Origin of the sequence: Bradyrhizobium glycinis, from assembly GCF_016031655.1 — a bacterium.
Classification (GTDB): Bacteria; Pseudomonadota; Alphaproteobacteria; order Rhizobiales; family Xanthobacteraceae; genus Bradyrhizobium; species Bradyrhizobium glycinis.
In genome coordinates this window covers 617,902-644,263 of sequence record NZ_JACCHQ010000001.1, presented here as the reverse complement: position 1 = coordinate 644,263, position 26,362 = coordinate 617,902, and the positions used below count along the sequence as shown (strand labels likewise).

23 protein-coding genes and 1 tRNA gene are annotated in these 26,362 nt (G+C 63.5%); 10 read left to right on the top strand and 14 right to left on the bottom strand.

Annotated features, from left to right (window positions below):
- The first annotated feature begins 3 nt into the window (after positions 1 to 3).
- Positions 4 to 684 (top strand): site-2 protease family protein, encoded by a 681-nt coding sequence (locus tag HZZ16_RS03070; protein ID WP_197947018.1) that lies wholly within the window; start codon positions 4 to 6, stop codon positions 682 to 684.
- Between the two features lie 63 nt (positions 685 to 747).
- Positions 748 to 1,170: a hypothetical protein gene (locus HZZ16_RS03065; protein WP_197947267.1), complete on the top strand. Its 423-nt coding sequence runs from the start codon at positions 748 to 750 to the stop codon at positions 1,168 to 1,170.
- Here the strand turns inward: HZZ16_RS03065 and HZZ16_RS03060 are convergent.
- From HZZ16_RS03060 to HZZ16_RS03035, 6 genes are all read right to left on the bottom strand, one after another.
- Positions 1,158 to 1,982: an energy transducer TonB gene (locus HZZ16_RS03060; protein WP_197947017.1), complete on the bottom strand. Its 825-nt coding sequence runs from the start codon at positions 1,980 to 1,982 to the stop codon at positions 1,158 to 1,160. The two genes, HZZ16_RS03065 and HZZ16_RS03060, sit on opposite strands and share 13 nt — an antisense overlap.
- Before the next feature lie 9 nt (positions 1,983 to 1,991).
- Positions 1,992 to 2,447, bottom strand: a complete 456-nt coding sequence (gene exbD / locus HZZ16_RS03055) for a TonB system transport protein ExbD (RefSeq protein WP_025035680.1) — start codon at positions 2,445 to 2,447, stop codon at positions 1,992 to 1,994.
- 3 nt (positions 2,448 to 2,450) lie between these two features.
- Positions 2,451 to 3,395 (bottom strand): tonB-system energizer ExbB, encoded by a 945-nt coding sequence (exbB, locus tag HZZ16_RS03050; RefSeq protein WP_197947016.1) that lies wholly within the window; start codon positions 3,393 to 3,395, stop codon positions 2,451 to 2,453.
- Positions 3,392 to 4,081 carry a Fe2+-dependent dioxygenase gene (locus HZZ16_RS03045; RefSeq protein ID WP_197947015.1) on the bottom strand — a complete coding sequence of 230 codons (690 nt, stop codon included), beginning with the start codon at positions 4,079 to 4,081 and terminating at the stop codon, positions 3,392 to 3,394. Before HZZ16_RS03045 ends, exbB begins: the two co-directional genes overlap by 4 nt.
- Positions 4,082 to 4,083: 2 nt before the next feature.
- Positions 4,084 to 6,480: a TonB-dependent receptor gene (locus tag HZZ16_RS03040; RefSeq protein ID WP_197947266.1), complete on the bottom strand. Its 2,397-nt coding sequence runs from the start codon at positions 6,478 to 6,480 to the stop codon at positions 4,084 to 4,086.
- Positions 6,481 to 6,687: 207 nt separating this feature from the next.
- A complete protein-coding gene (locus tag HZZ16_RS03035) occupies positions 6,688 to 6,927 on the bottom strand; it encodes a hypothetical protein (protein ID WP_027571757.1) in 240 nt (79 codons plus the stop codon).
- A 374-nt stretch (positions 6,928 to 7,301) separates the two neighbouring features.
- Between HZZ16_RS03035 and HZZ16_RS03030 the strand changes: the two genes are divergently transcribed.
- From HZZ16_RS03030 to HZZ16_RS03020, 3 genes are read left to right on the top strand one after another with little or no spacing between them, the layout of a single operon-like run.
- Entirely contained in the window at positions 7,302 to 8,474 is a 1,173-nt protein-coding gene (locus HZZ16_RS03030; protein WP_197947014.1) for an efflux RND transporter periplasmic adaptor subunit, read from the top strand.
- Positions 8,471 to 11,614 carry a multidrug efflux RND transporter permease subunit gene (locus tag HZZ16_RS03025; protein ID WP_197947013.1) on the top strand — a complete coding sequence of 1,048 codons (3,144 nt, stop codon included), beginning with the start codon at positions 8,471 to 8,473 and terminating at the stop codon, positions 11,612 to 11,614. The genes HZZ16_RS03030 and HZZ16_RS03025 overlap by 4 nt, the downstream gene beginning before the upstream one ends.
- 60 nt (positions 11,615 to 11,674) lie before the next feature.
- On the top strand, positions 11,675 to 12,241 hold the full coding sequence (locus tag HZZ16_RS03020) for an invasion associated locus B family protein (RefSeq protein ID WP_197947012.1): 567 nt from the start codon (positions 11,675 to 11,677) through the stop codon (positions 12,239 to 12,241).
- Positions 12,242 to 12,251: 10 nt separating this feature from the next.
- Here HZZ16_RS03020 and HZZ16_RS03015 read toward each other — a convergent pair whose 3' ends face one another.
- The 3 genes from HZZ16_RS03015 to HZZ16_RS03005 all read right to left on the bottom strand — a co-directional run bounded on the left by HZZ16_RS03015 (position 12,252) and on the right by HZZ16_RS03005 (position 13,507).
- Entirely contained in the window at positions 12,252 to 12,614 is a 363-nt protein-coding gene (locus tag HZZ16_RS03015) for a DUF1428 domain-containing protein (RefSeq protein ID WP_197947011.1), read from the bottom strand.
- Positions 12,615 to 12,782: 168 nt separating this feature from the next.
- A tRNA-Gln gene (locus tag HZZ16_RS03010) sits at positions 12,783 to 12,856 on the bottom strand.
- Positions 12,857 to 13,186: 330 nt separating this feature from the next.
- A complete protein-coding gene (locus tag HZZ16_RS03005; RefSeq protein ID WP_197947010.1) occupies positions 13,187 to 13,507 on the bottom strand; it encodes a hypothetical protein in 321 nt (106 codons plus the stop codon).
- A 521-nt stretch (positions 13,508 to 14,028) separates the two neighbouring features.
- Here HZZ16_RS03005 and HZZ16_RS03000 point away from each other — a divergent pair.
- Genes HZZ16_RS03000 through HZZ16_RS02990 form a run of 3 tightly spaced genes read left to right on the top strand, consistent with a single transcriptional unit; the run spans position 14,029 to position 18,016 of the window.
- Positions 14,029 to 16,083 (top strand): BTAD domain-containing putative transcriptional regulator, encoded by a 2,055-nt coding sequence (locus HZZ16_RS03000; RefSeq protein WP_197947009.1) that lies wholly within the window; start codon positions 14,029 to 14,031, stop codon positions 16,081 to 16,083.
- Between the two features lie 15 nt (positions 16,084 to 16,098).
- Complete coding sequence (locus HZZ16_RS02995; protein WP_197947008.1) at positions 16,099 to 17,049, top strand: phosphatase PAP2 family protein; 951 nt, start codon at positions 16,099 to 16,101, stop codon at positions 17,047 to 17,049.
- Positions 17,036 to 18,016 carry a G1 family glutamic endopeptidase gene (locus HZZ16_RS02990; protein ID WP_197947007.1) on the top strand — a complete coding sequence of 327 codons (981 nt, stop codon included), beginning with the start codon at positions 17,036 to 17,038 and terminating at the stop codon, positions 18,014 to 18,016. The genes HZZ16_RS02995 and HZZ16_RS02990 overlap by 14 nt, the downstream gene beginning before the upstream one ends.
- A 61-nt stretch (positions 18,017 to 18,077) precedes the next feature.
- Here HZZ16_RS02990 and rnz read toward each other — a convergent pair whose 3' ends face one another.
- Together rnz and HZZ16_RS02980 are read right to left on the bottom strand one after the other, a co-directional pair.
- Positions 18,078 to 18,980: a ribonuclease Z gene (gene rnz / locus HZZ16_RS02985; RefSeq protein ID WP_197947006.1), complete on the bottom strand. Its 903-nt coding sequence runs from the start codon at positions 18,978 to 18,980 to the stop codon at positions 18,078 to 18,080.
- A 57-nt stretch (positions 18,981 to 19,037) separates the two neighbouring features.
- On the bottom strand, positions 19,038 to 19,646 hold the full coding sequence (locus HZZ16_RS02980) for a TetR/AcrR family transcriptional regulator (protein ID WP_197947005.1): 609 nt from the start codon (positions 19,644 to 19,646) through the stop codon (positions 19,038 to 19,040).
- Positions 19,647 to 19,845: 199 nt separating this feature from the next.
- Between HZZ16_RS02980 and HZZ16_RS02975 the strand changes: the two genes are divergently transcribed.
- Together HZZ16_RS02975 and HZZ16_RS02970 are read left to right on the top strand one after the other, a co-directional pair.
- A complete protein-coding gene (locus tag HZZ16_RS02975; RefSeq protein ID WP_197947004.1) occupies positions 19,846 to 21,090 on the top strand; it encodes an efflux RND transporter periplasmic adaptor subunit in 1,245 nt (414 codons plus the stop codon).
- Positions 21,091 to 21,250: 160 nt separating this feature from the next.
- The gene (locus HZZ16_RS02970) at positions 21,251 to 24,439 is read left to right on the top strand and encodes an efflux RND transporter permease subunit (RefSeq protein ID WP_197947003.1); all 3,189 of its coding nucleotides are present in this window, start codon (positions 21,251 to 21,253) and stop codon (positions 24,437 to 24,439) included.
- Between the two features lie 51 nt (positions 24,440 to 24,490).
- On the opposite strand, the gene HZZ16_RS02965 is transcribed toward HZZ16_RS02970, so the two are convergent.
- The 3 genes from HZZ16_RS02965 to HZZ16_RS02955 form a co-directional block, all read right to left on the bottom strand.
- Positions 24,491 to 24,997: a hypothetical protein gene (locus HZZ16_RS02965; protein WP_197947002.1), complete on the bottom strand. Its 507-nt coding sequence runs from the start codon at positions 24,995 to 24,997 to the stop codon at positions 24,491 to 24,493.
- Positions 24,998 to 25,082: 85 nt separating this feature from the next.
- On the bottom strand, positions 25,083 to 25,529 hold the full coding sequence (locus HZZ16_RS02960; protein ID WP_197947001.1) for a MaoC family dehydratase: 447 nt from the start codon (positions 25,527 to 25,529) through the stop codon (positions 25,083 to 25,085).
- Between the two features lie 400 nt (positions 25,530 to 25,929).
- A complete protein-coding gene (locus tag HZZ16_RS02955; protein ID WP_197947000.1) occupies positions 25,930 to 26,352 on the bottom strand; it encodes a hypothetical protein in 423 nt (140 codons plus the stop codon).
- Positions 26,353 to 26,362: the final 10 nt, after the last annotated feature.

Genomic DNA, 26,362 nt, shown 5'->3' with positions numbered 1-26,362 from the left:
CCGGTGAACATTTCCTTCTATGACCTTTCGGTGTGGGTCCTGCCCCTGGTGCTCGCCATTACCTTCCACGAGGCTGCGCACGCTTTCGTCGCGGACCGGCTCGGGGACAACACGGCCTCACAGCTCGGCCGGGTCAGCTTCAATCCCATCAGGCATATCGACCCGTTCGGCACCCTGATCCTGCCGGCGATGCTGCTGTTCGCGCATTCGCCGTTCCTGTTCGGCTATGCCAAGCCGGTGCCGGTGAACTTCCGCAAGCTCAACAACCCCAGACTCGACATGGTCTGGGTGGCGCTCGCCGGGCCCGCCACGAACATCCTGCTGGCGCTGGTCGCCGCGGTCGCTTTCCACGCCCTGCCCCTGGTGCCCGCAAGCTCGGCGAAGTGGGTTGCCGACAATCTCAAGAATGCGCTCATCATCAATGCCATCCTGGCGGTCTTCAACATGATGCCGATCCCGCCGCTGGACGGCGGCCGCGTTGCAGTCGGCCTGCTGCCGCGGGCTCTCGCCTTGCCGCTGGCCCGGCTCGAGCCGGTCGGTATGCTGATCCTGATCGGGCTCTTGATCCTGCTGCCGCTGGCGGGCTCGCAGTTCGGTCTAAATCTTGATGTTATTTCAGCAATACTGCGGACGTTGACCGGTTATGTGATTCAGGCTGTTCTCTTCCTGACCGGCAATGCGTAGTTGAACCGCGACACCAGAACACAAGCCGAAAGGCCAGAGGCCGACTTGGTCAAAGCTGCCGATATGCTGATCGCGCGACGCGCCGACACCCGCGCCCGCGCTGATTTCGCCACCTGGAAGATGATGGCCAAGCTCAACGGGGCGTCCGCGCTGCCTCCGGAGGCCCAGGAGTTCCTCAGCAGCTACAGGAACCTGTTGGCGCAGATGAGCGAAGGCGAGGCCACCGAGGCCACCATCGGTGCGATCTACAAGGCCTATTACGTCGAGATGGGTGGCGCTGGAACGCCGCCCGACGTCCGTCCCCGCCAGGCCGAACCGGCAGCGGACAATGTTACCGCCTTCCGGCGCCCGGCGCCGAAGCCGAAAGGCGCTGGCTTCTTCGGGACAGGCGCGGCCAGCGGAGCCCAGAAACGCCCCCTCCCCGTGGCGCTGATCTTCGCGTGCCTGGTCGTGGTCTACGTCGGGATCCGGCTCTACTGGCGCTGAGCCGTTTTTTTGTTGGTGGTCTTCTTCGATTTCTCAGGGGCGAAGTTGATCTCGAGCGTGCGCTCGAATCGCTCCTCGGTCAGTTGAACCGGAGGCGGCTGGAAAGGCTCCGCCTTGCGGATCATTGAGATCGCAGCCGCATCGTAGGCGGCGTCACCGGACGACGCGACCACCTCGACCGAGAGCACGTTTCCCTTTCGGTTGAGCGCGAAACTCACCGTGACTTTCTGGTTGGCGTTCTGTCTGCCTTCCGGGGTGATCTCGTGCTGCTTGATGCGCGCACTGATCTTTTTGTTCCAGTCCGCTGTGATCTTCAGGATGTCCTTGCCCACACCGACCACGGGAGCCATCGCCTTATCAGCCTCGCGCGTTGCGTCCTCGAAAGTCTGCCGCGCCTGGTCAATCTGCTTTGGCGATGCTTCCGCGGCTGGCGTTTCCACCGCAGCCACCTTCGGATCGTCGTCCTGCTCCTTCTTCGCTTTGTTTTCGCTAACGATACGATCGGGCTCCTCGACTTCTTGGGGTCGATCCTGCGGGAGCTCCGTCTCCTTTAATTCGGCTTTCTGCTCTGGAAGTTCCGGGCGCTCTTCCTGCGCCACTGAGTCGCTTGGTCCGACGGGCACGTTGGATTCTTGAACTTCCGGCGAAGCCATTTCGACCGCGAACTCGGCTCCGGCCGCGCCGAGACCATCGCCGTCGTCGTCGGCGCGCAAATGCGCCAGCGCGAGCGCAGCACCGCCGAGATGAAGCGCGAGCGCGGTGATCGCCGCCACGGTCCAGAGCTTTCGGGATGGTTTCGGTTCGTCCGACATGGCTGGCCTTTAAGGCTGAGCGGCGCCTGCCGCAGGCGCCCCCGGCGCGCCTTCGAGCGCGACCAGCTTCACCCGCGTATAGCCGCCCGAGCGCAGGAGCTCCATCACGCCCATCAACTCGCCATAGGGCACCGAGCGATCGGCGCGGAGGAAAACATACTTGTCCTTGCTCATGTCGGAAAGGCCGTCGAGGGTTCCGATCAACTCGGCCCGGTGAACGGGGTTCTCCCCGATCGCGAGCGTCAGATCGGGCTTGATGCTGAGATAGGTCGGCTTGTCCGGCTTCTTCTGCGGCGTCGCGCTGGACGTCGGCAGATCGATCGGCAAATCCACTGTCGACAACGGAGCCGCCACCATGAAGATGATCAGCAGCACCAGGATGACGTCGATGAACGGCGTGACGTTGATGTCATGCGTTTCCGAGAAATCGTCGTCGTCGTCATTGTCTGCGAGCGAAACGGCCATGATCTACTCCGCCGCGCGCGAATGCACGCTGCCGTGGCTGCGGTCGAGATCGCGCGACAGCAGCCGCCCCGCTGCGCCCGAGGCGCGGCTGACGAGCTCGAGATAGCCCTTCGTCACGCGCGAAAAGTGGTTGTAGATGATGACGGCGGGAATGGCGGCGACGAGGCCGATCGCGGTGGCGAGCAGCGCCTCGGCGATGCCGGGCGCGACCACGGCGAGGTTCGTGGTCTGCGACTTCGAGATGCCGATGAAGCTGTTCATGATGCCCCAGACCGTGCCGAAGAGGCCGACGAAGGGCGAGGTCGAGCCGATGGTCGCGAGCACGCCCATGCCGATCCGGATGCGCCGCTGCTCCGCGCGCACGATCTCGGCAAAGCTGGAGGCCGCTCGCTCCTTGATGCCGGCATCGCTGGACAGGCCGGCCGACATCCGCGCCTCGCGCAGCGCCGCCGCCAGGAACGACGGCAGGATGCCCTCCTTGGTGCCGAGCGCCATCTGCGCTTCGGCGAGCGAACGCGCCTCCGCGATCTTCTTCAATGCCGAACGCAGCTTGCTGGAGGCGACCGACAGCTCGATCGACTTGGCGATGAAGACGGTCCAGGTCATCAGCGAGGCGAAGGCGAGGCCGATCATCACCGCCTTCACGATGACGTCCGCCGACATGAACATCACCCAGGGCGACAATTCCTTCATGGCCGGAGCGATGGCTGCCGCCTCGGGCTTCGCACTCGCGGGATTGACGGCCACGGGAGCGGCACCCGCAACGGCGGGGGCCGTCGAGGCCGCAGGGGTGGCTGCCGGGGGAACGGTTCCGGCCGTGGACGGCTGAGCCGCCGATGGGGCCGGTGCCGACAGGACCGGTGTCTGGGCAAGAACAGGAGACGCAAGCCAGGCGGACGCCAGCATCAAGGCTGCGGCAAGGCTTGCTTGGAAGGACATGGTCTTCATACTTCGGCCCAGTAGCGAATGAGGTTGTGATAGATACCCGTCAATTTGACCGTTTCGGGATCGTCACGCCCGAGCCGTTCCACCAGCGCCTGTATCGCGGTGTCGAGGTCAAAGATCATGCTCCGGACTTGATCGTCCCGTATCATGCTCTGAAGCCAGAAGAAAGATGCAACCCGCACTCCCCTGGTCACGGGGGTGACCAGATGGAGGCTGGTCGAGGGATAGAGCACGCAGTCCCCGGCTGGCAACTTGACTTGGTGCGAGCCGTAGGTGTCCTCGATCACAAGTTCGCCACCGTCGTACTCCTCCGGCTCGGCGAGGAACAGCGTGACCGACAGGTCGGTGCGGATGCGAAGGCCGGTCAGGCGGTCGCCGCGGATCGCATTGTCGACGTGCAGGCCGAAATGGTGGCCGCTGTCGGCGGCATAGCGGTTGAACAGCGGCGGGAAGATCTGGAGCGGGATCGCCGCCGCGATGAAGCGCGGGTTCGACGTCAGCGCCGAGATGATGCGGTTGCCGAGTTTTCGCGCGACTTCGCTGTCAGGTGGCAGCTGTTCGTTGCGCTTGACCATGGCCGACTGCGCCCCTGCAGTCGAGCGGCCGTCCTCCCATTCGCTGGCATCCATGATGCGGCGGAAGTCCGCCACATCATCCTTGCTGAGAACACCAGGCAAGCACGTCAACATGATCAGAACTTCGCTGTCGTCACGATGTAGAAGGCCCGCCCCGGTGCGACTGCAACGAACGGGACGTTGCTGCGATAGAACGAGTCGTAATAGAGCTTGTTGGTCAGGTTCTGCGCGTAGAACTTCATGCTCCAGTTCTGGTCGATCTTCTTCTCGACGAACGCATCGAAGCGCCAATAGCTCGGCAGCTGGTTGGTGTTGGCCGCGAACGTGCCACCATAGAGCTTGGAGCGATACACCGCCTGGCCGCCAAGTTCCCAGCCATCGTCGAATTTGTACTTGGTGAGCATGCTGAAGGACTGGTGCGCGATGTTGGCGAGTTGCAGCCCGAGATTCGAAGCAACGCCGCTCTGCGTGACCTTGGACTGCATCAGCACCAGTCCGCCGAAGATGCTCCAGCGGTCGGTGATCTTGCCTTCCGCTTCGAGGTCGATGCCCTGGATCCTGTAGGCAGCGCCCGATGTGAGCACGCTGTTGACGGTCTCGCGCGCGTTGTTCTTGGTGGTTTGGAACAGCGCACCGGTCACCAGCAGGTGGCGATCCGCAAGCTCCCATTTGGTGCCGACCTCGATCGCCTTGTTGCGCTCGGGCCCGAGCAAGATGGTCGAGTTGGGGGGAACGCCGCCATAGTCGGTACCGGTCGCATCCAGCTCCGACCCGAACGGGTTGGCCGAAGTCGCATAGGCTGCATAGACGCTGCCGATCGACATCGGCTTGTAGACCACACCGACGTTGTAGTTCACCAGATCGGAACTCTGCTTCAGATAGTTCGCATTGTTGGACGCGCTCTGGCTGTAGCCGTCATAGCGGACACCGCCGTTGACGATGATCGTGTCCTGCCAGTTCGCGGTGTCCATGACGTACACGCTGCTGGTGTTGACGCCGTAACGGGTCGGGTTTCCAACAAGCGAGGGAATGCCGAAGGGAATGTAGGTGTATTGCGGAGAGTAGAGATTGACCCCCGTCACCGCGCCAGTGCTGGTGAACGCGGAGCCGGACAGTTCGGAGGCGAGGCCGGCGTAACGATCGATCGAGATGTTCTCGTTCGAATATTCGACGCCGAACACCGCGGTGTGCTTGACCCCGCCGGTGTCGAGCTTGAACGTGGCCTCGTTCTGGTTGGCCCATACGTCGACGTTCTGGTAGCGGCTCTGCGCGCTTGCCGTCGTGGTCCAGAGCAGCGGGTTGGGGCTGGTCGTATTCGGGTTCTGCGGCAGCGTGCCGATATAGTTGAGCAGCGAGTGCTCGCCGCGCACCTTGCTGGTCAGCGTGATCGCCTCGTTGACCCTGTATTCAATGGTACCGGTGCCGAAATCCTGCCGCGCGGTCTGGAAGTCGCGGTTGAGGAAGCCGTACCAGTTCTGACGCGGAATGCCCGCCGACGTCACCGGCACGTTGCCCTGCTTGTAATAGGGCACGCCAAAATCGGGATAGCCGCTGAGGTCGGTATGAACGTAGTTCGTCGTGATCTTGATGTCGTTGGTCGGGGTGTACTTGGTCGAGATGAAGCTGCCCCACCGATTGTCGGTCACGTAGTTGCGCCCGGCAACGTTGGCGTCCTGGAACAGGCCGCCAACGCGCACCGCGAAGGTGGGATCGATGACCTGGTTGACGTCGAGCGTGACGCGTTTGGTCATGTCGGTACCAAACTCGCTGTCGATCCGCTTGAAGTTGATGTCGCCGGCCTGCTTGGTGACGATGTTGATGGCGCCGCCGGCGGTGCCGCGGCCGGCATAGGAGGATGCCGGGCCGCGCAGAATCTCGATCTGCTCGGTGAAGAAGTTCTCGCGAATGGAAACGGCGGGATCGCGGATGCCGTCGATGAAGACGTCGTTGCGCGCGTCGAAGCCGCGGATGAAGAAACGGTCGCCGAACGCGTTGCCACCCTCGCCCGAGCCGAGCGTGACGCCTGCGGTCGAGCGCCCGATCTCCTTCAGCGTGGTGGCGTTCTTGTCCTCGAGCACTTCCTTGCTGAGCACGGTGATCGTCTTCGGCGTGTTCAGCATCTTCTCGGGAAACTTGCCCGAGGCCTGGACGTGATCGACCTTATAGGGCGCCGCCGGATCGGCATAGGGATTGCTGTCGGCAGCGCCGGACGGCGTGGCGGGAGCCGCCTGCTGCACCTGCTGGCGCTGCGCGGCGCGGCGAAGCGCGTTGCGGGCGCGGACCTGCTCGGGCGAAGGCTTTGAGGCCGTCGGACGCGAACGCTCGACCGGAGCATCGACCGTCACCGGCGGCAGGTTCGACTGCTGCGCCTGCGCGCCGCTCGACACCGACGCCACTGCGATCAAGCTCGCGACCGCTGAAACTTTTTTGCCGGAAACGCCCGCGGACCTCTCGTCCATCGGGTCGAACGCTACGACCGAACGCAACGACTTCGGTGCGACCACCTGCCCCATTACCAAACGCCCCATCTTCCTGTTCGCTCATTCACTTCGAACGAGCGATGGGCTGTTGGTATCGGCCGCAAAATAACGGGTCAATGCGAGGCGCTCGCGAGAACCCTTGAATCAGTCCAGATCAAAACGATTCTAAGCTGCAGTTTCAAATCGTTCTAAGACGAGACTGGACTCGTTCTAAAACAGTGCAGCGATCGCGCATCTCTCTCAGTCGCTGCTCGGCGGCTTCATCAGCGAGAACAATTCGTCGACAGTCTTCTGCGCAACCGCGCGCACGCGATCGGTTGAGTCCATGCCGGCGATGTTGACGCCGTTGACGACGGCTTTGATCTCGTCGCGAAAATCGGTGAGGAAGCGCAAGGGATCGCGCTGCTCGTTGGCGACACGCGCGATCAATCCCGTGATCAGAATCTGGCACGCGATCAGCTTGCCGTTCAGCTCGTCCATGCTTCGCTCCGTGTGATGCGGCGCCGATATGGACGATGCCGAAATCCCTGACAACCGAAACGGCGGCGACCCGACTTAGAACCGTTCTTGCGGCAGATCCGAACGACGGCGCGGCGCGGGGCCGATCGGCCCCGAGCACATCGTTGCGCTTGCTGCGAAGACTTGCACGCCGACCGGTCGCGGCGGAAAAACGCAGCACTGCACACGGCCGCGCCAGCGAGCTGCCTACACGGTGCAAAGCTTTCCAATTGTTTAGGATTCTCAACGGATAGTGCTGTTTACACTGGAACTTGGCGTGTATTATACATCATGCTGGAACCGTACGATTGCCCCGATATTCGTAGCCGAGGGCATGCGAGCCGACACGAGACGACATGACCAAGTCCCGGCCGATCCTTTGGCTTTTGATCATCGCGGCCGTGGCTGCCGCGGGCTATTATAGTTGGCAGAAGTTCGGCGTGGCCGAGGCTGGAAAAACCCAGACCGCACAAAAGGGTCCGCCTCGCCCGTCCGCCATCCCCGTCAGCGTTGCGCCGGTTCAGAAGACCGACTTTCCAGTCTATCTCACCGGTCTCGGCACGGTTCAGGGCTTCAACACGGTCCAGGTGCGAACCCGTGTGGATGGCCAGATCGACAAGCTCGAATTTAGCGAAGGCCAGATCGTCAAGCAGGGCGATCTCCTGGTTTCGATCGATCCCCGCCCCTATCAGGCCACACTTGACCAGGCCAAGGCCAAGAAGGCGCAGGACGAGGCCAGTCTCGCCAACGCTAATCTCGAGCTCCAGCGCGCCACGAAGCTCGGCGAATTCGCCACCGCCCAACGCGTCGACACGCAGCGGTCCACCGTCGCTCAGCTCACCGCCCAGATCGCCGCCGATGATGCCGCGATCTCCAACGCCCAAACCCAGCTCGATTACACCCAGATCAAGGCGCCGATCACCGGCGTTGCAGGCCTGCGTCAGGTCGACATCGGCAACATCGTCAACGCTTCGTCGCAGACCGCCATCGTCACGATCTCGCAGATCGAGCCGATCGCGGTGATCTTCACCGCGCCGGAAGACCAGCTCCCCTATATCGGCGAGGGCCAGAAGGCCGGCGCGCTCAAGGTGATCGCCTTCACCACCGACGGCAAGAAGACGCTGGCCGAGGGCAAGCTCGCCGTGATCAACAACCAGGTCGACACGAGCAGCGGCACGATCCGGCTCAAAGCGGTGTTCGACAACAAGGAAAGAACGCTGTGGCCTGGCCAATCGGTCTCGACGCGACTCCTGGTGCGAACGCTGAAGGATGCGACCGTTGTTCCGGATGACGCGGTCCAGCACTCCACCAACGGGCTCTACGCCTATACGGTCAATCAGGACAACAAGGCCGAGCTGCACAAGGTCAAGGTCAGCTACGGCATCGACGGGCGTTCGGTCATCGAGGAAGGATTGAGCCCCGGCCAGCAGGTGATCGTCGGCGGACAGTTCAAGGTCCAGCCCGGAAGCTTGGTGTCGACGGCGGTGGCAAGCTCGGATCCGGCCCAGAACAAGGTACGACAGCAATGACCGAGGGCGGGATTTCGGCACCTTTCATCCGATATCCCATCGGCACCTCGCTGCTGATGGCCGGCATTCTCTTCGTCGGCCTGGTCGCCTATCCCCTGCTTCCGGTCGCGCCCCTGCCGCAGGTGGACTTCCCGACCATCCAGATCAGCGCCAACCTGCCCGGCGGCAGCCCTGAAACGATGGCTTCGTCCGTGGCGCAGCCGCTCGAGCGGCAATTCGCCCAGATTCCGGGCATCGCGCAGATGACCTCGACGAGCTATCTCGGCACGACGTCGATCACCATCCAGTTCGACCTCAACCGCAACATCGACGGCGCCGCAAACGACGTGCAGGGCGCCATCAACGCGGCCAGCGGCCAGTTGCCGAAGAACCTGCCGTCGCCCCCGAACTACCGCAAGGTCAACCCCGCCGACGCGCCGATCCTGCTGTTGTCGGCGACATCGGAGACGCTGCCGCTGACGACCGTCAGCGACGCGGTCGACGCCCAGCTCGCTCAGCAGATCAGCCAGCTCTCGGGCGTCGCCCAGGTCTTCATCGGCGGCCAGCAGAAACCCTCCATCCGCATTCAGGTCGATCCCGCAAAGCTGGTCGCCAAGGGCCTGTCCATGGAGGACATCCGCAGCCAGATCGCGATCGCTACGGTCGACAGCCCCAAGGGCAATATCGACGGCGAGAAGCGGGCCTATACGCTCTACGCCAACGACCAGCTCACGCAGGCGCAGGACTGGAACGACGTCATCATCGCCTATCGCAACGGCGCTCCGTTGCGTATCCGCGATATCGGCCAGGCGGTCAGCGCCGCCGAAGACGCCAAGCAGGCGGCCTGGGCCAACGGCAAGCGCGGCGTGTTCCTGGTGATCTTCAAGCAACCCGGCGCCAATGTCATCGAAACGGTGGACCGGATCAAGGCGACCCTGCCCCGCCTCGTTGCAGCGATCCCGCCCGCGATCAAGATCGAGCTCATCAGCGACCGTACCACGACCATCCGCGCCGCGGTCGAGGATGTCCAGTTCACGCTGCTGCTGACCATCGCCCTCGTGGTCATGGTCATATTCATCTTCCTGCGAAGCTTCTGGGCCACGGTCATTCCTACCGTCACGGTTCCGCTGGCGCTGCTGGGCGCGTGCGCCCTGATGTGGCCGGTCGGCTATTCGCTCGACAATCTGTCGCTGATGGCGCTCACCATCGCGGTCGGTTTCGTGGTCGACGACGCCATCGTGATGCTCGAGAATATCACGCGCTACATCGAGGAAGGCGACTCGCCGATGGAAGCCGCCTTCAAGGGCTCCAAGGAAATCGGCTTCACCATCGTCTCCATCAGCATCTCGCTAGTCGCGGTGCTGATCCCGCTGCTCCTGATGGGCGGCATCATCGGGCGCCTGTTCCGCGAATTCGCCGTGGTGCTGGCGATGACGATCTTTGTCTCGATGTTCGTGTCGCTGACGCTGACGCCGATGATGGCCTCCCGCTTCCTGCGCGCCCATGGCGAGGTCACCCACGGCAAGCTCTATCAGTGGAGCGAGCGCGCCTTCGACGGCATGCTGCGCGGCTATGAATACGTGCTCGACCATGCCCTGGCCTGGCGGCGCACCACGCTTGCGATCTTCTTCGTCACGCTCGGCCTGTCGATCTACCTGTTCGTGCTGATCCCAAAGGGCTTCTTCCCGCAGCAGGACGTCGGCCTGATCACGGCCACCTCCGAAGCCTCGCAGGACATTTCGTTTAAGGAGATGCAGCGCCGCCAGGTCGAGCTCGGCAAGATCGTGATGGAAGACCCCGACGTCGCCACGATCGCGATGAACATCGGCGGCAGCGGCCGCGCCGGCAACAACGGCAACATGTTCATCACGCTCAAGCCGCGCAACGAGCGGGAGGCGTCCGCTCAGCAGATCATCGCGCGGCTGCGTCCGAAGCTCGAGAAAGTGCCGGGCGCGCGCCTCTACATGCAGGCGGCCCAGGACGTCCGGCTCGGCGGCCGGCCGACGCGCACGCAGTTCGAGTTCACCCTGCAGGACGCGGATCTAGCCGAGCTCAACGAATGGGCGCCGAAGATCCTCGCCAAGATGCAGACGTTGCCGGAGCTGCGCGACGTCGCGACCGACCAGCAGACGCAGGGCACGACGGTCCAGCTCAAGATCAACCGCGACACCGCCGCCCGCTACGGCATCCAGCCCCAGCTGATCGACGACACGCTGTATGATGCCTTCGGACAGCGGCAGGTCACGCAATATTTCACGCAGCTCAACACCTACAAGGTGATCCTGGAAGTCCTGCCGGAGATGCAGGGCGATCTCGAGACGCTGAACAAGCTCTATCTGAGATCGCCGCTGACCGGCGACCAGGTGCCGCTGTCGACCTTCGCGAGCTGGACCACCGATCCGGTCCGCCCGCTGTCGATCAGCCATCAGGGTCAGTTCCCGTCGATCACAATCAGCTTCAATCTCGCGCAAGGCGTCGCGCTCGGCCAGGCCACCGAGGCCGTGCAGAAAGCGATGGCGGAGCTCGGTACGCCGCCCACGCTGAATTCGAGCTTCCAGGGCACCGCACAGGCGTTCCAGCAGTCGCTCGGCACCGTGCCGCTCTTGATCCTCGCCGCGCTGGTCGTGGTCTATCTGATCCTCGGCATTCTCTACGAGAGCTACATCCATCCGATCACGATCCTGTCGACGCTGCCTTCGGCCGGCGTCGGCGCGCTCGCGATCCTGATGGCGGCCGGATTCGACTTCAGCCTGATCGCGCTGATCGGCATCATCCTCTTGATCGGCATCGTGAAGAAGAACGGCATCATGATGGTGGACTTCGCCATTGCCGCCGAGCGCGACGAGCACAAGACGCCGGAGGAATCGATCCGTCAGGCCGCGCTGCTGCGCTTCCGTCCGATCATGATGACGACGATGGCGGCCCTGCTCGGCGGCGTGCCCCTCATGCTCGGCCACGGCACCGGCGCCGAAATCCGCCAGCCGCTCGGCTATGCGATGGTCGGCGGCCTGATCGTCAGCCAGGCGCTGACGCTGTTCACCACGCCGGTCGTCTATCTCTACCTCGACAAGCTCAACAACTGGTTCTCGACTTGGGGCCGTGCGGACGACGAAGGCCAGCAGACGCCCGAGCACGGCAGCGTCAAGGAAGCAGCCGAGTAAGCTTGCGCCGCGCCTGCCGCGACGCTACAGCGAGACCCCGGTTCGCGAATGCGGTTTCCCATGCCTATGCAATCCAGACTTGTCGCCCTGGCCGCTGCTGTCCTTTTGTCAGCAGGCGCAGCACACGCCCAGCAGGGCACCAAGAAGAACGCCGCGCCCGCGCCGGCCGCACAGCCTGCGCCTGCCCCGACACAGGCGCAGGCTGACGGTGCTTCCGGACAGCCCGGCTGGATCGTCCGCTGCACCAGCGCAAGCCGTGACGCGCCGCTCGAATGCGCGATGGAGCAGAACGCGGTGCTGACCAAGACCGGCCAGACCGTCGTCCTGATCAACATCCGCATCGCGCCCGACACCCGCACGCCGATCGCGCTGCTGCAATTGCCGCTCGGCCTCAATCTTCCCGTCGGCGCCAAGCTCCAGGTCGACGAAGGCAAGACGGCCGACCTCCAGATCCAGACTTGCGAGAACCGCGGCTGCTACGCCTCGACGCCGATCGCAGCGGACCTGCTCGCAGCGTTGCGGTCGGGCAAGCAGCTGAAGGTCTCCTTCCAGAACATGGCCAAGGAAACGATCGCGATCCCGATGCCGCTGGGCGATTTCGCGGCGGCATACGACAAGATCAAGTAACCGGTGCGCCTCATGTCGCGATGTCGCTCGCCCGGAGCAGCGTCGTGAAGCCGCCATAGATCATGCGCTTGCCGTCGAAAGGCATGCCTTCCATTTTTAGCCGCGGATCCGCCATCACCTTCTTGTTGATGGCATCGCGGCTCTCGCGGTTCCGATAGACGATCCAGGCGAACACCACGATCTCGTCCTCCTTCGCGATCACCGCACGCGGGAACGAGGTGAGCTCTCCATAGGGAACGTCATCACCGATGCATTCGACATAATCGAGCGCGCCGTGCTCCATCCAGATGGCGCAGGCGGTCGTCGCCATCGCCTTGTAGGCCTCGAGATTGTCCTTCGGCACGGCGAGAACGAAACCATCGACATAGGGCATTTGCGGATCTCCTTGGGTTGTCCAGCCCAAGGACGATGGAGCGTGCCGCGACCCGACTTGGGAACGAGAGTACGACGTGAGGCAAACCGTCGCGAGCAGCGAGGCGGCCCATCAACCTGCCATCCTGCTCAAGGACCGGAACCATACCTTTGGAAAAGTGCCCGGAACTGGCTGGGGAACCTGGATTCGAACCAAGACAAACAGAGTCAGAGTCTGTTGTGCTACCGTTACACCATTCCCCACCGAAGCGCTTGAAATTACTAAGCATTCTTCGGGATTTCTGCAAGGCTGGCTGAAATTTTGCAAATCAGCGGCTTGCAGGCCGCTCATATAGCCGCGCTGATCTTCGCGGTCCAGTCCTTCTGTGAACATCGTCGCTTGTTCTCGCTGCGTTCACGCCCGAGCGAGATCGTCCTGGTCGTTTCGCACAGGCTTTTTCAAGGCATGGTTCTAAGCGGGGAGCGCCTGTTGGCAGCACCGCGCTTGGACACTCGCCTCGGAGATCTCAGTGGTGCACGGGACGTGCCCGCAACGGCCGGATCGGAAATGACCATTCCGGCCAGAGCACGTTATCAATACGGGCGGGCGATGTGGACGACGATCTCGCCTTTGCCGTTCGTAATCATCACCTGGCCGTATTCGTCCTGCGGCGGACTTTCCTCGTAGCGAAGCGGGATCGTCGTGATCTCCTGCGGGGCCTCGCCGCTCGGCTCCTGTGCATTCACGTCGAGGATCAGGATCTTCGGATTGATCCCTTGCGGCGAGCGCTTTGTCAGCCGGGCTTGCCAGCCGTTGGTCGGCACCCGCACATCTCCCGTCATGATCAGCTTGGGCGGCGCGCCGGGCGCGCGATCGATCCAGGCTCTGAAAGTGTTTCTCAGCAGGACTGTCATGATACGCCTCTCCCTTGCCTAGTTGCGCGACCCTTCGGTCGTGAACGAAACATAGGTGGACGCAGATCGTGAATGGCCCGTGAATCCGGTGCGCGCCAACACGCTGCTGCGATCACACGCGATTTGCCGCCACACGATCCTGCCGCGGGCGATACGTCGGACAAGGCGAACAAGTCGGATCGAGCTCGCGCGTGAGTTGTCGACGACGCGGCGAATGCCCCCGCATGCCGCCGAATATCCGCCGATTCACGCTGATTTCACGCCCGTCGGCTCGAAGTGATGAGCCATTTTTCATTCCGCCCGCAAGTCGCATTTCAATCATTCCGCAACCCTTGACCATCTGACGACCCGAGATGTACCATTCCCGAATTGCGTTAGATCCGGCGGGCTGTATTCCTGAGCTCACCTGTCATTGGCTTCGCAGACCGCGCGAACCGATCGTCTGCATTCTGCCAAGTCTGGCCACCCGGAACCTGCCCTCCTACACTGTCGTCGAGACCATCGACGGGGGATGGGACGAGATGTCCGGAGTCAACAGCAACGAGGCGGTTGGCGCAGACGAGCGCCGCCACCTGACACTTAAAATCATCGGAGCATTCTCGGCGTCCGTGGGCGGGCAAGAGGTCGGGCTCGGCCGAAAGGCGCAAGCGCTTCTCGGCTATATGATGCTCTCCTCCGCACGCCAGTTGCCCAGGAGCAAGTTGGTCGGGCTGCTCTGGAGCGAGAAGGAAGATCCGCTCGCAAAGGGTTCGCTGCGCCAATCGTTAAGCCAGATTCAGCGCGAGCTAAAAGCGCTCGGCTGTCCGTACTTCCACGCAGACCAGATCCACGTGGAACTCGAGATCGAACGAGTGACCTGTGATCTGGTCGAGATCATCTCCGATGCCGAGCGCGGTATCGTCCATCCACTCCTGCTCACGCGCGAACGGCTGACCGACGATATCCTCGACGACCTGGAAGGCGTCGATCCGGCATTCTCGGAATGGCTCGCAGAGACGCGGCCTCTGATCCACGAACGGCTGATCGACGCGCTGACGAGGCTGCTGCCCGGTGAGACCGACCCAGTCGTGACGGCAACCGCGGAAGCTGCAGCGAAGGCGATCCACCGGCTGGATTCCGAGAACGAGCGGGCCATTCGTGTTCTCATCAAGAGCCATCTCGCGACTGGAAGCATTGGCGCGGCACTCGCGATCTATGCGCGCCTCTGGCGCCAACTCGAAGATGCTTACGACATCGAGCCGCACAAACTCACGCAGGACTTGATTGCCGGCCTGCGGCAGCAGCAGCCCGAAACCGTCGTACGACCGGCTCCATCTGCCGTAGCGGCACCCGCTGTCGCCCTGACCGGATCCGTCGTCAGCCGACCGTCGGTCGCCGTCCTTCCCTTTCGCGCGCTCTCGCCCGCTCTGGAGCCTCAATTCACGATCGGCATCGTCGACAGCGTCGTCCAGGCTCTGTCGGGTTTGAAAGAGCTGTTCGTCATTTCCCGCGGCTCTACGATGATGCCGGCATCGCAGACGCCGGACCTGCGTGCCATCGGCCGCGATCTCAATGCGCAATATCTGCTTCACGGAAGCATTCAGCGCGCCGGCGATCAGATCCGGATCTCGACCGAGCTCGTTGCCGCCGAAACGGTCGAAGTCGTCCGCGTCGATCGTCTCAGCGGGACTGCAGCCGATGTCTTCGACCTGCAGGATCGCATCGCCGTCGAGGTCATACGCTCGCTGGCGCCCCAAGTCCGCGACCGGGAGCTTCACCGCGCCATGCAGAAGAGACCAGACGACCTCGACGCCTATCAACTGGCGTTGGTCGGTTACGATCAGATGTTCAGTCCTGACTACACGACATTCGTGACGGCGCGAACCAATTTCGAGCGGGCGCACATGCTCAGCCCCAATTGGGCTCCGCCGCTGTCCTACAGCGCGATCTGGCACATGCAGCGCGTGGCGCGCGGATGGTCCGCGAATGCACCGAACGAGCTCGACACCGCGCGCGCGCTCGCCGAACGAGCGCTCGAGCGCAACTCGGCCGATCCGCTCGCCAATGCCGTCGGCGGCTACACACTGTCGCAATGCAAGCACGATCACGCCGGGGCGCTCAAACAGCTCGACCGCGCCATCGAGCTCACCCCGAACCTCGCGCTCGCATTCGCATACCGGGCTGCCGTGCATGTCCGCTGCGAACGATATGCGGACGCACTCGGCGATGCAGCCATCAATTTACGCCTGTCGCCGCGAGACCGGCACGCCTGGTTCGCCGAGATGATCTCGGCTCAGGCCTACTTTGCCATGCACGACCTCACATCTGCCATCGAACACGCGACGCGGGTTGCGACGCAATTGCCCAGCAATCAGGTGAACCTGCGCGTCCTCGTTGCCGCACTCGTGGAGAGCGGACGCCTCGACGATGCGCAGAATTTTGCCCAAACACTGATGTCGGCGGGTGAGATCGACCTGAAGTGGATCGCGACGTCGCCATGGCCGAAGCCGACCCTGGCGCGCGTCGAAGCTGCGCTCTCACGGTTGGCATCGGCACTTCGGCACGGAGACGGCAAGAGCGGCGCCGACAAGTCTTAAACAGAGGAGGCACACATGGCAGGCGGATACGGAGGATATGGCGGATACGGCGGCTATGGCGGATATGGCGGCTACGGGGGCTATGGCGGGTATGGAGGCTACGGCGGCAACGCAGGCGGATCAGGCGGCGCCATGTTCAGCGACCGCGTCGATCGCCCATTCATAAGCGAGCGCGATATCGCCGGCGCCAGATTTGATCCCAGCGGCTTTGGCATGAGGCTGTGGTCGACCAGGTGGTACGCCTGGGTCGTGATGTCCGATCTCGCCAGTCGGGGAGATTGGCTCGACAGGCTCGGCGGCTTTGCGCTGCTCGGCGCCGGGCCAACCCCTTGGGCCGGAAGCCTTGACGACGATATCGTCGCTTTGAGGAACATGGCGGTTCACGAGCGCGCCGCGGCCCTCGGCGATATCGTCTCTGAGGCCGACGAATTCATCAGCAAGTTCCTGCATCTGGTGTCCGCGACGGCGACGACGCACCCGGCGACATCGCGCATGCTGATCGTCGCCGACGCGCTCACGGCATTGATAACGATGCACTACAAGGCTCATTTCAATCGTCCGCGTCCAACTCAGGTTGTCCCCGGCCTCATGTCGCCGATCCAGCACGGCGGGCACGCGTCCTTCCCAAGCGGTCACGCAACCCAGGCTCACGTCTTCGCGAGGCTGCTCACGAAAGTCATTCCGCCATCGCTCGGCCGCCCCGTCCCCCCGCCGGCAGCTGCAGGGACAACCACGATTGATAAGTCGCTCGGCGTTCTCGCCGACAGAGTGGCGCGCAATCGCGAAATCGCCGGCCTTCACTACCGCTCGGACACGGTGGCGGGCGTGACACTCGCAGGCGCGATCACCGACAAAATTCTCTTCGATCGAGCGTACCTGCCGAGGTTTGCAAAGCTCATCGACAACGCCAAGCGCGAATGGACGGAGACCGATGACTTTGCGGGAGGGAAAGATGCCCAAGACTGATCGCTACGGCTTGTACGCGGTCGTGCCTGACGGCTTCAACCTTCTCGAGGCCAGCCCGGACAAGCTCGATCTCTACGGCATTCCGCAAAAGCCGGATGTTCTCACCGAGCCGGAGCTGTTCGAATTTTGGACAACTCTGGTTTCAAAGGACTTTTTCGCGAAACAACCGACGTTCAGCACCATCGATCCCCCGTCGCTCGGAGGGGCGCTCGAGTCGATGCTGAATTGGTCGGGGGCGCTGATCTCCACGCCCTGGCCGCAGCGGATTGTTTTCGCCGCAGGCAAATGGAAGGCGCCGGCCGTAAGTCTGCCATCGGCGCCGGCGCTGAATACGCACTCCGACGATCCAAAATCGTTGTTGTGGGTGGGCCTCGACGGCCGCAACGGCAAGTTACCCAATACGTCCCTTCCTCAAATCGGCACCGGCCACTGGCCCAACCGCAAGCCAAATCACTTTGCCTGGTGGGATTGGTGGCACAACTCGGACGAGAGGGAAACGACGCCACAAGCGATCACGGTGATCGACAATCTCCCGATCCAGACCGACGATGAAATCCTCGCGGGTCTTGCGGTGCAGGTCAGCGGAGACGTTCTGTACTTCATCAAGAACCAGACCACCGGCGAGTTCCGCTCGTTTCTCGCCCGACAGCCCCCCGGAAAGATCGAACCGCTCGGATCATCGGTGGAATGGGTGGTGGAGCGGCCGACAGACCCGGGAAGCGGCGACCTGTTTCCGCTTCCGGATTATGGTTCCGTGGATTTCAGCTACTGCGTGGCGCGGGCCGCGGATGGAGCGGTCGGACCAGGGCGCATGATGACGCTCGCCGACAACGCACTCACGATCGAGATGCGCGAGACTTTCGCAAATCCCGAGCGTACCGTTATTGTGTCACGCGCGGAACTACGGCAGGAGAACGCGAGCGACCCGATCGGCGTCACATGCACTTTCCAAGATCCGATGGCGTGAGCGTTGCGCGTTTCTTCGGGACAACAGACGGCCGCATCGGCGTCGCCTCGCTTTGTGCTGATTAGACGACGATGTGGTCGAAGTCTGCGGCGATCCGGCTGTTCGGGAAGATCCTTGCCGCTTCAGTCAGGATCTCCTCGTCTTCGTAGCGCCCCGATATATGCGTCAGCGCGAGCTGCCCGACGTTGTTCGTGGCCGCAAAAGAGGCCGCTTCTGCCGCGGTGAGATGGCCGTAATTCCGCGCGGTCGGCGCGTCGCGATCGAGGAACGTCGCCTCGATCACTAGCATGTCGGCGCCGGCTACGTATTGCGACAGCCCATCGGTGGTTTCGGTGTCGCCGATCACGACGAGCTTCTTGCCGCCGCTCGGCGGGCAGAGGACGTCCTCCGGGTCGATGGTTCGGTCGGCAAGCACGATCGGTCGGCCGGCGGCCAACTCGCCGCGCAAGGGGCCGTCGGGGACACCGAGCGCGATAAGGCGATCAGGCCGAAGATGACGGCGCGCGGGGCTTTGGAAGACGAAGCCAAAACTGTCGGTGTCGCGGTGGCGGACGGCAAAACAATCGATGGTGAATTCACCGGCGTCGATCACTAGTCCTTCGGTCAGCGCTGCGAATTCGACGGCGATCGGCGCCCTGCCCGCGCCCCACAGGCCGGCGAGCATGCGGGCGACGAGGTCGAGCGTGCCTGCGCCGCCGTGAACGGTCATCGTCTCGGACGTCCGCCGCAAACCGAGCGTCGAGAACAGCCCGGGGATGCCGAGCACGTGGTCGAGATGGGCGTGGGTGAGCAGGATGCGGTCGAGCCGCCGGAAGCCGGCGCCGCTGCGCAGCAGCTGGCGCTGCGTGCCCTCGCCGCAATCGACCAGGACGCGCTTGCCTGCGGCTTCCACGAGAAGCGCCGGATGGTTGCGCTCCGCCGAGGGAACGCTCGCCGATGTCCCGAGAAACGTCAGGGCGAACATGGTCGCTGCAAATCCAAGAGGTGGCCGCGGCGGCGCGCAAGATGCGGGCCGGCGATGCTATTGCGGTCTGTCAGATGATTGCGCCTCGACCGCCTGCACGGCAACACGCGCCACTTGCCGCAGCGCTTCGCGATCGGCGCCTGACGACGCCATCACGCCCATGCCGACGGACACCGCCGAGACATAGCGCGCGAGCGCGGCCGGATCGGCGCTCTCCTTGAGATCGCCCTCCGCCTTGGCCCGGACGAAACGGTCGCGGAGCTGGTCCTCGTTCTGGGCGCGGCGCGCGGCGAGCTCGAAGGGGACGTTTTCTGAGCCGGTGCCGCAGGCGATGCCGCCCTGCACGAGCAGGCAGCCGGGCGGATTGGCGGGATCGGTCTGCTTGTCGGCGATGCCCATCAGCATGCGCTCGGCAACGGCTCGGGCTGTGGGCGCCGCGACCACCTCGTCCATCCAGATGTTGCGCAGCTTGGTGTAGCGGTCGAGCGCGGCCTTCAGCAGGCCTTCCTTGTTGCCGAAGCAGGCGTAGAGACTGGGCGGATTGATGCCCATGGCCTCGGTGAGCTGGGCAATGGTCGCGCCCTCATAGCCATGGCGCCAAAACACTTCCATCGCCTGGTCCAACGCCGTTTCGGCGTCGAATTCGCGGGGGCGTCCCATGCCCATGTGCCTGTCTCCTCGGATTCGGCGTCTGGTCTCAGCCTAACGCCGGATCCTATCTATTTGTTCTAGCTTTCTTTTTCTTGTGTCTTCCAATCGTCGCGGTACCGGCGTACAATTTTCTTAGTGATTGGTACATAAGTATCTTGCACTGCGGTATCCAGCTCCACATCTGTAGTGAACACTACATATCTGGAGCGCGCAAATGCACCCCTCCCAAAATACCTCCCGCACCGGCCGTTTCCGCCGCCTTCTCGGCGGCGTCGCCATCGTGGGCGCCCTCGCCGCGGCCGGCTCGATCGTGACCGGCCGCTATTTTCATGCGGCGCAAGCGACCGCACCGGCGGCCGCGGCTGAACAAGCTGTTTCCGTCACCGTCGCGATGATCGAGCCCCGGCAGACCGTGCTGTGGGACGATTTCTCCGGCCGGCTCGAGGCGATCAACCGCGTCGAGCTCCGCCCGCGTGTTGCGGGTGCGATCATGTCAGCGAACTTCACCGAAGGTGCGCTGGTGAAGGCCGGCGACGTGCTGTTCAAGATTGATCCCGCTCCCTATGCGGCCGAGGTCGACAAAGCTGCCGCCCAGCTCGAGGCCGCGAAAGCGCGCGTCGTCTTCACCCAGAGCGAGCTCGAGCGCGGCGCGCAGCTCGTCGGCAACGCCGTGGTCACCCGGCGCGACTACGACCAGCGCGACAACGCCAATCGCGAAGCGATCGCCAACGTCAAGGCGGCCGAGGCGACACTGCAGACCGCAAAGCTCAATCTCGACTACACCGAAGTGCGCGCCCCCGTGGATGGCCGCGTCGGCAAGATCGAGGTCACCGTCGGCAATCTCGTCGCCGCCGGCACCGCCTCCCCGGTGCTGACCTCTCTGGTCTCGGTCAATCCGATCTACGCCTCGTTCGATGCGGACGAAGAGGTGGTGCTGCGCGCACTGAACTCGATCGCAGATAGCACCGGCCAACGCGGCCAGCTCGATCAGATCCCGGTCGAGATGACGACCTCGGGCGGCTTGTCCGCGAAGGGCAACATCCAGCTCATCGACAATCAGGTCAACGGCCAGAGCGGCACCATCCGTGTCCGCGCGATGTTCCGCAACGACGACGGGCGCCTCATCCCCGGCCAGTTCGCGCGCGTGCGCATGGGCCAGCCGAAGCAACAGGCGCTGGTGATGATCGACGAGCGCGCGATCGGCACCGACCAGGACAAGAAATTCGTGATGGCAGTCGGCGACGACAACCGCGCCGTCTACCGGCCGGTCACCCTTGGCGGCGCCGTCGACGGGCTTCGCATCGTCACCTCGGGCCTGAAGTCCGGCGACCGCATCGTCGTCAACGGCCTGCAACGCGTGCGTCCGGGCGCCCTTCTCAAGACGGAGATTGCACAGATGGGCGCACGGGGCCCACAGCAGGCGTCAAACCACAGCAACCAGGACGTCGTGCAACGCTAGTGCTCTCTGTCATTCCGGGGCGCGCATAGCGAACCCGGAATCTGGAAATTACGAACTCCGACCACTTCACCTCTGGATTCCGGGTTCGCGCGCGATGCGCGCGCCCCGGAATGACAGAGCGGCGCTCGGAGAACCGCAGGATATTGCCCAGGGCAAGGCCATGAATCTCTCAAAGTTCTTCATCGATCGTCCGATTTTCGCCGGCGTGCTGTCGGTCCTGATTTTCCTGGCCGGCCTGATCTCGCTGTTCGCGATGCCGATCTCGGAATATCCCGACGTCGTGCCGCCCTCCGTCGTGGTGCGCGCGACCTATCCCGGCGCCAACCCCAAGGTGATCGCGGAGACGGTGGCGACGCCGATCGAGGAGCAGATCAACGGCGTCGAGAACATGCTCTACATGTCGAGCCAGGCGACCACCGACGGCGCGATGACGCTGACGGTGACGTTCCGCCTCGGCACCGACCCCGACAAGGCGACGCAGCTGGTGCAGAACCGGGTGCAGCAGGCCGAGCCGCGCCTGCCCAATGTGGTGCGCCAGCTCGGCATCATCACCAAGAAGTCGTCGCCCGACCTCACCATGGTCGTGCATCTGTTGTCGCCGAACGGCCGCTACGACATGACGTATTTGCGCAACTATGCCGTGCTCAACGTCAAGGATAGGCTGGCGCGGATCGACGGCGTCGGCGACGTCCAGCTCTATGGCGCCGGCGACTATTCGATGCGGGTCTGGGTCGATCCGCAGAAGGCGGCCGAGCACGGCCTGACCGCCAGCGACATTGTAAGGGCGATCCAGGCGCAGAACGTCGAGGCCGCCGCCGGCGTGGTCGGCTCGTCGCCGAACGTCAAGGGCATCGATCTCCAGCTCTCGGTCAATGCGGAAGGCCGACTCGCCAACGAGGAGCAGTTCGGCGACATCGTGGTCAAGACCGGCACGCGCGGCGAGGTCGTTCGCCTGCGCGACGTCGCTCGCATCGAGCTGGGGGCTTCCGAATACGGACTGCGCTCGCTGCTGGACAACAAGCAGGCGGTGGCGATTCCGATCTTTCAGGCGCCCGGCTCCAACGCGCTGCAGATCTCCGACAATGTCCGCGCCACCATGGCGGAGATCAAGAAGAACATGCCGGAAGGCGTGTCCTACCAGATCGTCTACGATCCCACCCAGTTCGTGCGCTCCTCGATCGAGGCTGTGATCCACACGCTGTTGGAGGCGATCGCGCTGGTGGTGCTGGTGGTGATCCTGTTCCTGCAGACCTGGCGGGCCTCGATCATCCCCCTGCTGGCCGTGCCGGTGTCGATCGTCGGCACGTTCGCGGTGATGCACGTGTTCGGCTTCTCCATCAACGCGCTCAGCCTGTTCGGGCTCGTGCTCGCCATCGGCATCGTCGTCGACGACGCCATCGTCGTGGTCGAGAATGTGGAGCGCAATATCGAGGCCGGGCTGTCGCCGCGCGATGCCACCTATCAGGCGATGCGCGAGGTCTCGGGTCCGATCATCGCGATCGCGCTGGTGCTGATCGCGGTGTTCGTGCCGCTCGCGTTCATCTCCGGCCTCACCGGGCAGTTCTACAAGCAGTTCGCGCTGACGATCGCGATTTCGACGGTGATCTCCGCCATCAACTCGCTGACGCTGTCACCGGCATTGTCGGCGCTGCTGCTCAAGGGCCACAACGAGCCGAAGGACCGGCTGACGCGGATCATGGAGAAGAGCCTCGGCTGGTTCTTCCGCGGCTTCAACAAGGCCTTCACGCGCTCCTCGGACAATTACAGCGGCACCGTCGGCAAGGTGATCTCGGGCAAGGCCGCGGTGATGGGCCTCTATGTGGTGCTGGTCGGGCTGACGGCGTTTCTGTTCCAGCAGGTGCCGAGCGGCTTCGTGCCCGGCCAGGACAAGCAGTACCTTGTCGGCTTCGCCCGCCTGCCCGACGGCGCCACGCTCGACCGCACCGAGGAGGTGATCCGCAAGATGAGCGACATCGCGCTGACCCAGCCCGGTGTCGAGAGCTCGGTGGCCTTCCCGGGCCTGTCGATCTCCGGCTTCACCAACTCCTCCAACGCCGGCATCGTGTTCTCGACGCTGAAGCCGTTCGACGAACGCAAGGATCCCTCGCTTAGCGGCCCCGCGATCGCGGCCGAGCTGAACAAGAAATATGCCGGCATCCAGGAAGCCTTCATCGCCATGTTCCCGCCGCCGCCTGTCAACGGCCTCGGCACCATCGGCGGCTTCAAGCTGCAAATCGAGGACCGCGCCGGTCTCGGCTATGACGCCCTGAACGAGGCGACTAACGCCTTCATGGCGGCGATGCAGAAGGCTCCAGAGATCGCCGGCGTGTTCTCCAGCTTCCAGGTCAACGTGCCCCAGCTGTTCGCCGACATCGACCGCACCAAGGCGCTGCAGCTGGGCGTGCCCGTGACCGAAGTGTTCAACACGCTGCAGATCTACCTCGGTTCCTACTACGTCAACGACTTCAACAAGTTCGGCCGCACCTATTCCGTCCGCGTCCAGGCCGACGCGCCGTTCCGCGCCCGCGCCGACGACATCAGACAGTTGAAGGTGCGCTCGTCGTCCGGCGACATGGTGCCCTTGTCAGCGCTGCTCAAGATCCGCCAGAGCGCGGGGCCGGAGCGCGCGATCCGCTACAACGGCTTCCTGTCGTCCGATATCAACGCAGCGGCTGCGCCGGGCTTCTCGTCGGGCCAGGCGCAGGAAGCCGCCACGCGGATCGCGGCGGAAGTACTGCCGCCGGGCTTTGCCTTCGAATGGACCGACCTGACCTATCAGGAGTTCATCGCCGGCAATTCCGGCATCTGGGTGTTTCCGCTGGCGATCCTCCTGGTGTTCCTGGTGCTGGCCGCGCTGTATGAGAGCCTGACCCTGCCGCTGTCGATCATCATGATCGTGCCGATGGGCTTGCTCGCCGCGATGTTCGGCGTCTGGATCTCCAAGGGAGACAACAACGTCTTCACCCAGATCGGCCTCATCGTGCTGGTCGGCCTCTCCGCCAAGAACGCGATCCTGATCGTCGAATTCGCCCGCGAGCTCGAATTCGCCGGGCGCACGCCGATCCGGGCCGCGATCGAAGCCAGCCGCTTGCGGCTGCGCCCGATCCTGATGACGTCGATGGCGTTCATCATGGGCGTGCTGCCGCTGGTGCTCTCGACCGGCGCGGGCTCGGAGATGCGGCGCGCCATGGGCGTTGCCGTGTTCTCGGGCATGATCGGCGTCACCGTGTTCGGCCTGTTCCTGACGCCGGTGTTCTATGTGCTGCTCAGAACCGTCACGGGCATGAAGCCGTTGATCCATCACGGCAGCGACATCAGCGCGGCGCCGGTCCACGGGCCTGCCGAGTGACAAGAGTCCCGCCGCGCAACGCCCGCGGCGGGTCCAACAGGATCGGACCGATTATTTCCGGTTCTCCTCGCAGAATTTCAACGCCGCCAGCGCCTCGCCGGCCCGCGGAATCTGCATCTCGATGCTGTCATCCTCGTCGTCCTCGAAGTCGAGCGTGAGGCGCTTGGCCTTCGCGAGGCGGTCCATGATCGACTGGTCGTATGCGAAGATGCCGCGCACCGTGGTCTTGTCCATGACCTCCCACTTGGCCTTCTTCATGATGTCGGCGTCGTCGGTGCCGACATCGGCGCGGAGGATCTCACCGGCCTTGTCCCATTCCCAACCGTCGTAGATCATCACGATCACGATCGCCTGCTCGGAATAAGTGATCACGATGACGTAGTCGCGGTTCTCGTCATCCTTGTCCTTGTAGCCGCGGCTGGCATTGCAATGGGTATCCTGCGCGCGCTTCTCGATGGTCCAGTCGCCGACCTTGGATTGTTGCGCAAGCGCGGGCCTCGAAGCGGTTGCGCTGAAGGCGCAAACAAGAATTCCGGCAGCGAGAAGAGATCGTTTCATATCGCCTCCAGCGCGTTCCCCGCGCCGAGATGACCATCTCCGCCGGGAGCTCGCAAGGGGGAGAGGCGAACGCCCAGCGGCCATGCTACCCCCGCCGCGGCACGATCGCGATCGGAGTGAAGGTGTAAACCTCCTCGCCGTTCTGGTTGAACATGGTCCATTTCACCAGCGCGACTCCCTGCGGCTTCGATTTCGACGGCGTCAGGCTCATGACCTCGCCGACCAGGTGCAGGCGGTCGTTGGGCCGTACCGGCATGGTCCAGCGCAGGCCGTCCACACCGGCGCCGATCAGCGGATGCGGGCCGAACGGACGGGTCTGGATCGCAAGGTTCATGGCGATCGCGGCGGTGTGCCATCCCGAGGCGGCAAGCCCCTTGAACAGGGTCTGCTTCGCCGCCTCGTGGTCGAGATGCATCGGCTGCGGATCGAACTCGGCCGCGAAGCGCTTGATGTCGACCTCGGTGACCACGACTTCGGGGGATTTGAATCGCATTCCGATGGTGAGATCGTCGAACCACTCGACCTGCGCCATGATTGTGCCTCGCAATATGACGAGCCGCTCCCGAAGAGACAGCTCAAAATGGCCTGAGACATGCGGGATATAGCCGGCCCGCAGCGCACAAACCAGCGCAAGGTTCCTCACGAAACCCCTTTCCCGATGCGACGAAACACGCCTGAAACAGATGGCCGGTTAAGTGGTTGTCAAAATAAATACAGGGACGGCCACCATGCAGTTCATCCTCGACCTGATCTACGAATTTTCGTGCTGCCAGAACCTCGTTGCCCAGCCGCTGCGGGAGGACGAGCTATGATCGAGCTAATCTCAGCCCTGCTCGCGCTGTGCAGCATCGGCGTCTTCGCGGCGCATGCGTTCGACGCCTATCGCACCACGCATTCCTGACCGTTCTTCCCTCCCGTCTTCCTTCCCGACGCTAGAAAGGTCGCCGGTAGAAGTGCTCGGAATGCGTCGCCGGCGGAAACCGGTTGGCGAGCGCAAGCGCCCCCTTTTCGTCCGTCTCGAGCGCGATCTTCTGCGCCAGCATCACGTCGCCCGGCACCAGGAAGCCTGACGGGACGAAGCACCACCCCATCGTCGCGCGCCCCTCACTGTCGACCTCGTGGACGTTGGCGGCTGTGCCGTAGTGGATGCGATAGGTCCTGCCAGTGTCGCAACCGACGACGTCGAAATACCGGTATTGCTCGAATTGCGCGCGCTGCGCCGGTGACAGCCATTCGGCCAGGAGCCGGCGGCCGCGCGCATCCGGCGTGTTCTCGCCGAAGAATCGGCGATAGAGTTCACGCAGCGCATGCAGGCGCGCACGCGCCGGCGCGCGGAGCCAAACTGCCGCGAACATGAGCAGCTCA